This is a genomic window from Variovorax sp. Soil_C_19 (genome assembly GCF_057657255.1).
Genome location: NZ_JBDGIV010000004.1, coordinates 424,275 through 434,581, shown reverse-complemented (window position 1 = coordinate 434,581; position 10,307 = coordinate 424,275). Strand labels below are relative to the sequence as shown.

Sequence of the window (10,307 nt, the reverse complement as noted above, 5' to 3'; positions counted from 1 at the left end):
GTGGCGCTCGTCAGGCGGGCCAGCGCGCGAGCACGTCGTACACACCCTTGCCGACATGGCTTTCGACCAGCGCGAAGGCGTCGGCATGCCAGCGCACCGGCGCGACGGCCTGCCGCGCGATCGTGCGCGGGGTCCGCGCCAGCGTCATGTGCGGCGTGAAGCCGTGCTCGGGCTTGAAGCCCACGTCGGCCAGTGCTTCGCCCAGGCGCTGCCGGAAAGCCGTCAACGCTGCGTTGCGGCTGTCGTCGGCGCACAGAACGAAGGCCTGGCTCTTGTCGAAGCGCATGGCTTCGTCGAACACGATCTCGAACACGGGTGGCGGCACCGCCGCTGCGGCATCGCGCGCGGCCTGCAACTGCTTGGCTGGCACGGCTGCGAAATCGCCGAGATGGTGCAGCGTGACGTGCAGGCGGTGCGGCTCGACCCGCTTGCCATTGAGCGCATGCCGATCGTCGAGCTGCGCCGCCAGCGCGGCCACCGAACCGGCAAGCTCGGGCGGCGGAAAGATCGCGAAGAACAGCGAGCGGGCCAGGCGCACCCGGGGCTTGGCGGTGCCGCGCTTGCGCCGCAACGGCGGCGGTGGCGGATCGATGCCGGGGAGAAGAAGCTGTTCGGTCATGGGACTCTGTCGATGCGCCGGAGGCAGCGTGCGCAGCGCCTCCGGCCAAACGCGCAATATTGGCACAATGCGCCGCACCACACCCCTGATCGATCCCGCATGACAGCCCCTCCCCTGATCGACGGCCCCGACGGCCACCCCCGCTGCCACTGGTGCGCGGCCACGCCCGAATACACGGCTTACCACGACAACGAATGGGGCTATCCGGTCGCCGACGACCGGCGCCTGTTCGAGAAGATCAGCCTCGAGGGTTTCCAGTCGGGGCTCAGCTGGCGCACCATTCTTGCGAAGCGCGAGAACTTTCGCGCGGCCTTCGAGGGTTTCGATTTCGACAAGGTCGCCCGCTTCACGCAGGACGACGTCGCGCGCCTGCTGCAGGACGCGGGCATCGTGCGCCACCGCGGCAAGATCGAGGCGGTGATCCACAACGCCGCACGCGCGCAGGAGATGGTCGCGCGCGAAGGCTCGCTCGCGGCCTTCTTCTGGGCCTACGAACCCGCAGCGCTCGACACGCCGCAGACGGCCTCGACCTCCGAGGCATCGGTGGCGATCTCGAAGGCGCTCAAGAAGCTCGGCTGGAAGTTCGTCGGGCCCACGACCGTGTATGCGTTCATGCAGGCGATGGGACTCATCAACGATCACGCCGAAGGCTGCGTGGTCCGCTCGAAGGTGGACCGCGCACGCGGCGCGTTCAAGCGCCCGCGGAACTCGGCACCGGCGGCGCGGGTCTGACCCGTCATGCGCGCACCGGCCCAACCCACCCCTGACAGCGCCCGTCGCATTCTGCTCGCCGCGGCCATCGTCGGCGCACCCGCGCTCTGGCTCGGTGCCCGCGCCCAACCCGCGCCCGCGCGCATCGCCACGCCAGCCCAGACCGAAGGCCCGTTCTACCCCGTGCGCCTGCCGCAGGATGCCGACCACGACCTGCTGCAGAACGGCACGCTGCGCTACGGCCGCGGCCAGCCGGCCTGGGTCGACGGCACCGTGACCGACCTGGAAGGCAAGCCCGTGCGCGGCGCGCAGGTCGAGATCTGGCAATGCGACGAGAACGGCCACTACCACCACCCGGGTGACGGCGACCGCGCGGACGCCGCGTTCCAGGGCTTCGGCCGCGTCGCCGTGGGCGACGACGGCCGCTACCGTTTTCGCACCATCCGGCCGGTGCCCTACAGCGGCCGCACACCGCACATCCACGTCAAGGTGAAGCTCGGTGCGCGCGAGCTGTTGACGACGCAGCTCTATGTGGCCGGCGACCCGGGCAATGCGCGCGACGGGCTCTGGCGCCGTCTGCCGGAGGCCGCGCGCGACGCCGTGACCGTGCCGTTCGAGCGCGGTGCGGACGGACTGCGGGCGCGGTTTCCGATCGTGGTTGCGGTCTAGCAAGCTGCAAAGAAATCGAGTATCTGCTCGCCGAGCAGCTGTTCGCCGCTGTCGAAGTGCGCAACGATCGACACATGGTTGTGTTGCGCCATCGTCATGTGGCGCGGCGCGACGCCACGGGCCACGGCAACCCGATGGACGAATTCCGCCGCATAGACGTCGAGCAGCGGGTTCTCGTACTGCGCATTGACGACGAACAGCGGCAGCGCGAGGTGCGCCGCGTGCGCCATGGGGGCCAGATCCTGGTAGCAGCCTTCGTCGTCGCCGTAATAGGCCCGCACGCCCGCCGCGTTGGGGTTCTCCGGCAAGGTATCGGCGCGCAGCCGGGCCGACACCAGCACCAGGCAGCGCAGGCCGCGCCGCAGGTGGGCCAGCGACGGATCGCAGGCAAAGCTCGCTGCGTGGGTGCCGCCGGCCGAATGGCCGATCAGGCAGACGCGGCGCGGATCGCCGCCGAAGCCGCCGATGTGCTCGGCCACCCAGGCGCATGCGGCTGCCACGTCGAGGGCGCCCTGCGGATGCGACGCCTCGGGTGCGAGCCGGTACTCCACGTTGACCCCCACGCAGCCTTGGCGCGCGAACCAGGTCAGCACGTTGGCGTACATGGCTTCGTTGATGTCCTTGGCGCCACGCACGAACGCGCCGCCATGCACGAAGACCACCACGGGTGCTTCGCGCGCCGTGGCCGGGCGATAGACGTCCAGCACCTGGCGCGGATGCGTTCCGTAGGCCAGCTCGCGCGTGACCGCGATGCCGCTGCGCGTCGCCGCCATCAGCACGGGCAGGTAGGCGGCCTTGACCCTGTCGCCCGCCGTGCGGATGTCCTTCTGCCACACGGGGCCGACCTCGCGCAGCAGCGCGTCCAGTTCCGCAGACCGGCCGGCGATGCGCATGGCGGTCAGTCGGGCCGGAAGGCGAAAGCCTCGACCTCGAAACACCAGTCCGGATGCGCCAGCGCCGCGACCACCACCAGCGTCGAGGCGGGGCGCGCCGACCCGAGGTAGACGCTGCGGATCGCATTGAGCCGCGGCAGGTCCGCGGCACGGGTGAGATAGGTCGAGACCTTGGTCAGGTGCGACGCGTCCATGCCGGCCGTTGCGAGCACCGCCATCAGGTTCTTCCAGGCCTGGTCGGCCTGTGCGTCGAAGCCTTGCAGCAGAAGGCCGTCGCGGTCCGTGCCGATCTGGCCTGCGACATGCAGCCATGTGCCGGGGCCCTGGACAGCAATGCCATGGCTGTAGGCGCCCGCAGGCGCTGCGACGGTGTCGGGAGCGATGCGTCGATGCATGGCCGCCTCAGTGCACGACGCTGTCGATTTCGGGGATCGCCGGGATCTCGACACCGTAGACGCCGATGTCCTCGCGGATCTTGTCGACGCCCCGCTTGATGATGCCGATCTCTTCGTCGGGGTGCGTTGCGCCGAGGCCGTGGTCGGCGGCCAGCGCGCGGTTGCGCCCGGACCGCTCGCGCTCTGCCTCCGGCAGGTTGACGACGGCATAGACCCCGTTGAGCAGGCTGCCGCGCAGCTTCTTCGCGACCTTGAGCCCGATAAGGCGCTTCTCCTCGGCGGGCAGCTCGCTGAAGAAGCGCCGCATGATGATGCGGCCGAACTGGATGTGGCGCGCCTCGTCGCGCAGGATCAGCCGGCAGGCCTCGCGGATGGAGTCGAAGCGCGCGTTCTCGTAGCGCGCCTGCAGCAGGTCGCCCGACAGCTGCTCGAACAGCGTGTTGACCGAGAGGCCCGCGAAGAAGCTCATCGCCTTCTCGTCCGTCTCGTCGTGGAAGCGCGGAATGATGTCCTTGAAGTAGTCCGAGCGCGGCATCGGCTCGTACGCGGCCAGCGCGTCGGCGATCCGGAAGCTGGCTTCGTGGTGCCGGAACTCCTCGGCGATGAAGTTGGTGATGTGCTGCTTCACCTCGAAGGGCTGGTGCTGGAAGATCGCATCGCGCAGGCGTTCGGCGCCATAGGGCGTGGCGCCGTGCTCCATCCATGCGCGCAGGCTCCACCATTCGGCACCGGCCCGGCGGACCTCGGGCGGAAGCTCGGCTTTCTGCAGGTCCGAATAGTCGATGTCGGTGACGGGGTTCCAGGCCAGCTCGCGCGCCTGCGTGCACAGGCGCCAGACCTCGGGGTATTCGATCTTCGAGACGACCGGGTACGGATTCGGAACGGCGGGGATCTCTTCGAGCAAAGACGGTTGCATGGCGCGCTTCCTTCGGCAGTGGGGGAATGCCACGCATGCTAGGTTCGCCACAGTGATACATCCAATACCGTTTGGATGGTGCGGTGATCCAATCCGTGTATATCCATTCGGCGAGCAAGGCACCCCAGATGATCGAATTCAGGCAACTGCGTCAGTTCGTGGTCGTGGCGGAAGAACTCAACTTCGGCCGTGCGGCGGAGAAGCTGCACATGTCGCAGCCGCCCTTGAGCGTGGCCATCCGCAACCTCGAGGCGCAGGTGGGCACGCTGCTGATCGACCGCAGCCGGCACCACGTGCGCCTCACGCCCGCGGGCAAGGTGTTCCTGAAGGACGCGCAGCGGCTGCTGACCCAGGCCCATGCCGCCACCGAGCGAGCCCGGCGCGCGGCCCAGGGCGCCGAGGGCGCACTCAGCCTGTCGTTCGTGCCGAGCGCCGCGCTCGACCTGCTGCCGGAAGTCTTCAAACGCTTTCAACGCGACTACCCGACGGTGCACCTGCAGGTGACCGCCGACACCACCACGCGCCAAGTCGAGGCACTGCGGCGAGCCGAGGTCGACCTGGCATTGGTCGTCGGGCCGCTGCAGGACGTGCCCGACCTTGCGTTCGTCGACCTCAAGGCCCAGCCCTTCGTGATCGCGGTGCCGCGCAGCCATGCGCTCGCGTCGCAGCGCAGCGTCAAGATCAAGGCGCTGGCCGCGGAACCCTTCATCACCTTTCCGGCCGCCGAGGGCGCGGGCTTCGTGGGGGCGCTGCTGAGTGCATGCAAGGCCGCGGGCTTCTCGCCCCGGGTGGTGCACGAGGCCTCGCAGATGCAGGCCGTGCTGACCTTGGTGGCCGGTGGGTTGGGCATCGCGCTGGTGCCGGCCTCGATGCGCATGCTGGCGATGAAAGAGGTGGCCTTCCTCGACGTAGCCGCGACGCGCGTCCCGCCGACCTACCAATTGGCGTTCGCCTACAGCCGCAGCAACGACAACCCCGTGATCCATTCCTTCCTCTCGGTGGCGGCCAAGGTCGTCGCGCAGGCCCGCGGCAGCTGACCGGATCAGCTCTGCCCGGCAGGCGCTGGTGATTCGATTCATGTATGGATTCGGTACGCAGTCCGTATTGGACGTTATGAGGCGCGGTTTGCATCATGCGGCGAGGAAGCGCGATGAAGCGCTCCGTGCCGCCCTGCCCGCCCACTGGAGTCCACGATGAAATCAATGATGAAGAAGCTGTTCGCCGTTCCGGTCCTGATGGCTGCGGCCGTGGTCGCCGGGCCCTCGCTCGCCCAGACCTTTCCGGCCCGTCCGGTCACCCTCGTGGTGCCCTATCCGCCCGGCGGGTCGGCCGACATCCTCGCACGCACTGTGGGCGAGCAGCTCGCCACGCGCCTCGGGCAACCCGTCATCGTGGAGAACAAGGCCGGCGCCGGCACCGCCATCGGCGCTCGCTTCGTGGCCGATGCCAAGCCGGACGGCCACACCCTGCTCATGGGGACGGTGAGCTCGCAGGCGATCAACCCGGCCATGAGCAAGGTGGGCTACGACCCGGTCAAGGGCTTCGCCGTGGTTGGCCCGCTGGCCTCGATTCCGTTCGTGCTGGTCGCCCATCCCGCTGCGCCCTACGGCAACGTCTCGGAATTGATCGCCGCGGGCAAGAAGAGCCCGGGCACGATCAGCTATGCCTCGGCCGGGCCGGGAACCTCCAACCACCTGGCCGGCGAAATGCTAGCGAACGCGGCGCGCATCCAGCTGATGCACGTGCCCTATCGCGGCAGCGCACCCGCGCTCGCGGACGTGCTGGCCGGGCACGTGCCGCTGATGTTCGACCTGCAGACCACGGCCATTCCCAACCTGAAGGCCGGCAAGGTCAAGGCGCTCGCCGTGACCGGCCTCAAGCGCAGCCCCCTGCTGCCCGATGTACCAACGGTGGCGGAAAGCGGCCTGCCCGATTTCGAGGTCAGCGCCTGGTTCGGCGTGTTCGCGCCGGCCAAGGTGCCGCAACCGGTGCTGAAGCAGTTGTCCGATGCATTGGCCGAGGTGATGCAGGCGCCCGCCATGGTGCAGCGGCTGCGCGACATCGGCACCGAGCCGGATGCGCGCAATGCGGCGCAGTTTGCGCGCTATACGGAATCGGAAGTTGGCAAGTACGCGTTGATCGTCAAGTCGGCCGGGCTTGCGCCTTGAGGGACGATCGTGCAGCACCGGCGCTGCGGCCGCCGGGCCGGGGTGACCTCACTCCCACTCGATCGTCGCCGGCGGCTTGCTCGACACGTCGTACGTCACCCGGTTGATCCCGCGCACCTCGTTGATGATCCGTCCCGACACCTTCTTGAGCAGCGCATACGGCAGCTCGGCCCAGTCGGCGGTCATGAAATCACTGGTCTGCACGGCGCGCAGCGCGACGACGTAGTCGTAGGTGCGGCCGTCGCCCATCACGCCCACGCTCTTCACGGGCAGGAACACGGTGAAGGCCTGGCTCGTGAGGTCGTACCAGCTCTTGCCGGTGGCTTCGTCGGTGAAGTTGCGCAGCTCCTCGATGAAGATCGCATCGGCGCGGCGCAGGAGGTCGGCGTATTCCTTCTTCACTTCGCCGAGGATGCGCACGCCCAGGCCGGGGCCGGGGAACGGATGGCGGTACACCATCTCGGGCGGCAGGCCGAGCGCCACGCCGAGCTCGCGCACCTCGTCCTTGAACAGGTCGCGCAGCGGCTCGAGCAGCTTGAGGCCGAGCTGCTCGGGCAGGCCGCCGACGTTGTGGTGGCTCTTGATGGTGACGGCCTTCTTGCTCTTGGCGCCGCCCGACTCGATGACGTCGGGGTAGATGGTGCCCTGCGCCAGGAAGGTCGCGCCCTTGTGGCCCTGGTCGCCGGCCTTGAGCTTCGCGGCCTCCTGCTTGAACACGGTGACGAACTCGCCGCCGATGATCTTGCGCTTGGCTTCGGGGTCGCTCACGCCCGCGAGCTTGCCGAGGAACAGGTCGCTCGCGTCGACGCGGATCACCTTGGCGTGCAGCTTGCCTGCGAACATCTCCATCACCTTGTCGCCCTCGTCGAGGCGCAGCAGCCCGTGGTCGACGAAGACGCAGGTCAACTGGTCGCCGATGGCGCGGTGGATGAGCGCGGCGGCCACGCTCGAATCGACACCACCCGAGAGGCCGAGGATGACTTCTTCATCGCCCACCTGCGCACGGATCTTCTCGACGGCCTCGGCGACGTGGTCGCGCATGACCCAGTCGGGCCTGGCTTCGCAGATGCCGAGCACGAAGCGCTCGAGAATGGCCTTGCCCTGCACCGTGTGCGTGACCTCGGGGTGGAACTGCAGCGCGTAGTAGCGGCGCGCCTCGTCGGCCATGCCGGCGATCGGGCAGCTCTCGGTGCTGGCCATGAGCTTGAAGCCGGGCGGTAGCTCGGTGACCTTGTCGCCGTGGCTCATCCACACGTTGAGCATGCCGTGGCCTTCGGGCGTGGTGAAGTCGGCGATCTCTTTCAGCAGCGCGGTGTGGCCATGCGCGCGCACGGCGGCGAAGCCGAACTCGCGCTTGTGCCCGCCCTCGACCTTGCCGCCGAGTTGGTGCGCCATGGTCTGCATGCCGTAGCAGATGCCGAGCACCGGCACGCCGAGGTCGAACACGGCCTGCGGCGCCTTGTCGGTGGTTTCCTCGTACACGCTGGCGTGGCTGCCCGAAAGGATCACGCCCTTCAGGTGCCCGTCGGCGGCGTATTCGCGCACCCATTCGTCGCTGACGTCGCAGGGATGCACTTCGCTGAGCACATGCGCCTCGCGCACGCGGCGCGCGATGAGCTGGGTGACCTGCGAGCCGAAGTCGAGAATGAGGATCTTGTCGTGTTGCATGGTGAGGGCTCAGAAATGAAGGCAGACGATGCCGCAGGACTTGGCTGCAGCGACGAGTTTGTGGTCGAGCGAGGCGAGTTGCCCGTTGAGGCGAAGCACGAGTTCGAGGTACGTGGCGTCGTAGAAAGTCAGGTCATGGGCCAGCGCCATCCGGCCGACCTGCGCCTGCCGATGCGCCGACAGCGGCACGTCGACCTGCGCCTGCACCCTGGCGAGCAGCGCCAGGCCCTGTTCGAGCTGCTGCGCGTCGAGGCGTTCGCGGCGCACGCCCATGACGAGCATGTTGCCCATTTCCCATGACCACAGCAGCGGGACGTGGAACACGTCGTTGGGTTCGATGGCCTGCAGGTAGAGCGCCTGCGCCGCATCGCTGCACTCGTCGGGCAGCACCCACGCGGCGGCGGCCGAGGCGTCGATGACGATGGGCTTCATCGGCGGTCCGCGTCCCGAAGGCTCTTCCAGTCGGAATAGCCCGGGACGGCAGGTTTCACGCCCGCCTGGTATTCGCGCAATTGCGCCAGGGCCTGCTGGCGAATTCGCTCGCGCTCGGTCTCCGAAGGCTGCGCGTCGGCTTCATGCACGATGCGCGCGATCTTCTTGCCGTGGCGCGTGATCACCACTTCCTCGCCCGCCTCCACCGCTTGAAGCAGCGCAGAGAAGCGGTCCTTGGCTTGATGCACCGAGACGGTTTGCATAAAAGTCTGGCCTGAAAAAGAAATTGGGCCAGATTATAACAATCTGGCCCAACTTTCGTATCTGGCCCAACTTTCGTATCTGGCGCGAATCAGTCGGCCCGGTAGTTCGGCGCTTCCTTGGTGATCTGCACGTCGTGCACATGGCTCTCGCGGATGCCGGCCGTGGTGATCTCGACGAATTCGGCCTTGTTCTTCATCTCGTCGATGGTGGCGCAGCCGCAGTAGCCCATGCTGGCGCGTAGGCCGCCGGCCATCTGGTAGACGATCGAGACCATCGTGCCCTTGTAGGGGACCCGGCCTTCGATGCCTTCGGGCACCAGCTTGTCGGCGTTCGGGTTGCCCGTGCTCGATTCCTGGAAGTAGCGGTCGGCGCTGCCTTGCTGCATGGCGCCGATGGAGCCCATGCCGCGGTAGCTCTTGTAGCTGCGGCCCTGGAACAGCACGATCTCGCCGGGCGCCTCTTCGGTGCCCGCGAACATGCCGCCCATCATCACGGTGCTCGCGCCGGCGGCGATGGCCTTGGCGATGTCGCCCGAATAGCGGATGCCGCCATCGGCGATCAACGGAACGCCGGTGCCCTGCAGCGCGGTGGCGACGCTGTCGACCGCCATGATCTGCGGCACGCCCACGCCCGCGACGATGCGGGTGGTGCAGATCGAGCCGGGGCCGATGCCGACCTTGACCCCGTCGGCGCCCGCCTCGACCAGCGCGCGCGCCGCGTCGCCCGTGGCGATGTTGCCGCCGATCACGTCGACCTGCGGATAGTTCTGCTTGACCCAGCGCACGCGCTCGATCACGCCCTTGCTATGGCCGTGCGCGGTGTCGACCACGATGGCATCGACACCGGCCTTGACCAGCGCCTCGACGCGCTCCTCGGTGCCCTCGCCCACGCCGACCGCCGCACCCACGCGCAGGCGGCCCGAAGGGTCGCGCGCGGCGTTGGGAAAGCTGGTCTGCTTGGTGATGTCCTTGACGGTGATCAGGCCCTTGAGCACGAAGTCGTCGTCGATGACGAGCAGGCGCTCGAGCTTGTACTTGTTGAGCAGCGCCTTGCCCTCGGCGGGCGTGGCGCCCTCCTTCACGGTCACCAGCTTCTCGCGCGGCGTCATGATCTCGCTGACCGGCACGTCGTAGCGGGTCTCGAAGCGCAGGTCGCGGCTGGTGACGATGCCCACCACCTTGCCGCCATCGACCACCGGGAAGCCCGAGATGCCGAGCTCGTCGGACAGCTGCATGACCTGCAGCACGGTGTGCGTGGGGGTGATGACCACCGGATCGCGCAGCACGCCGGACTCGTAGCGCTTGACTCTGGCCACTTCGGCGGCCTGCTGCTGCGCGGTGAGGTTCTTGTGCACGATGCCGATGCCGCCTTCCTGCGCGATCGCGATCGCGAGGCGGGCTTCGGTCACGGTGTCCATGGCCGCCGAGACGAGCGGCAGGTTCAGCGTGATGTTGCGGGAGAGTTTGGTCGCGAGGGAGGTGTCCTTGGGCAGGACCTGGGAGAACGCTGGCACCAACAACACGTCGTCGAAGGTGAGCGCTTTGCCGAGAAGGCGCATGGGTGAAGCTCCAA

At 68.1% G+C, this 10,307-nt stretch carries 12 protein-coding genes; 4 read left to right on the top strand and 8 right to left on the bottom strand.

Annotated features, from left to right (window positions below; translation table 11 throughout):
* Positions 1-10 precede the first annotated feature (10 nt).
* Entirely contained in the window at positions 11-619 is a 609-nt protein-coding gene (thpR, locus tag AC3A6R_RS11855; RefSeq protein ID WP_487859169.1) for an RNA 2',3'-cyclic phosphodiesterase, read from the bottom strand.
* Positions 620-718: 99 nt separating this feature from the next.
* Between thpR and AC3A6R_RS11850 the strand changes: the two genes are divergently transcribed.
* Both AC3A6R_RS11850 and AC3A6R_RS11845 read left to right on the top strand, forming a co-directional pair.
* Complete coding sequence (locus tag AC3A6R_RS11850) at positions 719-1,351, top strand: DNA-3-methyladenine glycosylase I (protein ID WP_487859170.1); 633 nt, start codon at positions 719-721, stop codon at positions 1,349-1,351.
* Positions 1,352-1,357: 6 nt separating this feature from the next.
* On the top strand, positions 1,358-1,999 hold the full coding sequence (locus tag AC3A6R_RS11845) for a dioxygenase family protein (RefSeq protein WP_487859171.1): 642 nt from the start codon (positions 1,358-1,360) through the stop codon (positions 1,997-1,999).
* On the opposite strand, the gene AC3A6R_RS11840 is transcribed toward AC3A6R_RS11845, so the two are convergent.
* The 3 genes from AC3A6R_RS11840 to AC3A6R_RS11830 are packed head-to-tail and all read right to left on the bottom strand — an operon-like array spanning position 1,996 to position 4,203.
* Positions 1,996-2,892: an alpha/beta hydrolase gene (locus tag AC3A6R_RS11840; RefSeq protein ID WP_487859172.1), complete on the bottom strand. Its 897-nt coding sequence runs from the start codon at positions 2,890-2,892 to the stop codon at positions 1,996-1,998. The genes AC3A6R_RS11845 and AC3A6R_RS11840 overlap by 4 nt on opposite strands.
* A gap of 5 nt (positions 2,893-2,897) precedes the next feature.
* A complete protein-coding gene (locus AC3A6R_RS11835; RefSeq protein WP_487859173.1) occupies positions 2,898-3,287 on the bottom strand; it encodes a RidA family protein in 390 nt (129 codons plus the stop codon).
* 7 nt (positions 3,288-3,294) lie between these two features.
* Positions 3,295-4,203, bottom strand: a complete 909-nt coding sequence (locus AC3A6R_RS11830; RefSeq protein ID WP_487859174.1) for a ferritin family protein — start codon at positions 4,201-4,203, stop codon at positions 3,295-3,297.
* 128 nt (positions 4,204-4,331) lie between these two features.
* Between AC3A6R_RS11830 and AC3A6R_RS11825 the strand changes: the two genes are divergently transcribed.
* Positions 4,332-5,240: a LysR family transcriptional regulator gene (locus tag AC3A6R_RS11825; protein ID WP_487859175.1), complete on the top strand. Its 909-nt coding sequence runs from the start codon at positions 4,332-4,334 to the stop codon at positions 5,238-5,240.
* Between the two features lie 156 nt (positions 5,241-5,396).
* A complete protein-coding gene (locus AC3A6R_RS11820; protein ID WP_487859176.1) occupies positions 5,397-6,371 on the top strand; it encodes a Bug family tripartite tricarboxylate transporter substrate binding protein in 975 nt (324 codons plus the stop codon).
* Positions 6,372-6,419: 48 nt separating this feature from the next.
* Here AC3A6R_RS11820 and guaA read toward each other — a convergent pair whose 3' ends face one another.
* From guaA to guaB, 4 genes are all read right to left on the bottom strand, one after another.
* Positions 6,420-8,039: a glutamine-hydrolyzing GMP synthase gene (gene guaA / locus AC3A6R_RS11815; RefSeq protein WP_487859177.1), complete on the bottom strand. Its 1,620-nt coding sequence runs from the start codon at positions 8,037-8,039 to the stop codon at positions 6,420-6,422.
* A 9-nt stretch (positions 8,040-8,048) separates the two neighbouring features.
* Positions 8,049-8,471: a type II toxin-antitoxin system VapC family toxin gene (locus AC3A6R_RS11810; protein ID WP_487859178.1), complete on the bottom strand. Its 423-nt coding sequence runs from the start codon at positions 8,469-8,471 to the stop codon at positions 8,049-8,051.
* A complete protein-coding gene (locus AC3A6R_RS11805) occupies positions 8,468-8,734 on the bottom strand; it encodes a type II toxin-antitoxin system Phd/YefM family antitoxin (protein WP_487859179.1) in 267 nt (88 codons plus the stop codon). The genes AC3A6R_RS11810 and AC3A6R_RS11805 overlap by 4 nt, the downstream gene beginning before the upstream one ends.
* A gap of 89 nt (positions 8,735-8,823) precedes the next feature.
* Positions 8,824-10,293 carry an IMP dehydrogenase gene (guaB, locus tag AC3A6R_RS11800; RefSeq protein ID WP_487859180.1) on the bottom strand — a complete coding sequence of 490 codons (1,470 nt, stop codon included), beginning with the start codon at positions 10,291-10,293 and terminating at the stop codon, positions 8,824-8,826.
* Between the last annotated feature and the right edge of the window lie 14 nt (positions 10,294-10,307).

Bases quoted from the DNA above. Each gene is read 5' to 3' on its own strand.
- thpR (WP_487859169.1), bottom strand. From the start codon at position 619: ATGACCGAACAGCTTCTTCTCCCCGGCATCGATCCGCCACCGCCGCCG.
- AC3A6R_RS11850 (WP_487859170.1), top strand. From the start codon at position 719: ATGACAGCCCCTCCCCTGATCGACGGCCCCGACGGCCACCCCCGCTGC.
- AC3A6R_RS11845 (WP_487859171.1), top strand. From the start codon at position 1,358: ATGCGCGCACCGGCCCAACCCACCCCTGACAGCGCCCGTCGCATTCTG.
- AC3A6R_RS11840 (WP_487859172.1), bottom strand. From the start codon at position 2,892: ATGCGCATCGCCGGCCGGTCTGCGGAACTGGACGCGCTGCTGCGCGAG.
- AC3A6R_RS11835 (WP_487859173.1), bottom strand. From the start codon at position 3,287: ATGCATCGACGCATCGCTCCCGACACCGTCGCAGCGCCTGCGGGCGCC.
- AC3A6R_RS11830 (WP_487859174.1), bottom strand. From the start codon at position 4,203: ATGCAACCGTCTTTGCTCGAAGAGATCCCCGCCGTTCCGAATCCGTAC.
- AC3A6R_RS11825 (WP_487859175.1), top strand. From the start codon at position 4,332: ATGATCGAATTCAGGCAACTGCGTCAGTTCGTGGTCGTGGCGGAAGAA.
- AC3A6R_RS11820 (WP_487859176.1), top strand. From the start codon at position 5,397: ATGAAATCAATGATGAAGAAGCTGTTCGCCGTTCCGGTCCTGATGGCT.
- guaA (WP_487859177.1), bottom strand. From the start codon at position 8,039: ATGCAACACGACAAGATCCTCATTCTCGACTTCGGCTCGCAGGTCACC.
- AC3A6R_RS11810 (WP_487859178.1), bottom strand. From the start codon at position 8,471: ATGAAGCCCATCGTCATCGACGCCTCGGCCGCCGCCGCGTGGGTGCTG.
- AC3A6R_RS11805 (WP_487859179.1), bottom strand. From the start codon at position 8,734: ATGCAAACCGTCTCGGTGCATCAAGCCAAGGACCGCTTCTCTGCGCTG.
- guaB (WP_487859180.1), bottom strand. From the start codon at position 10,293: ATGCGCCTTCTCGGCAAAGCGCTCACCTTCGACGACGTGTTGTTGGTG.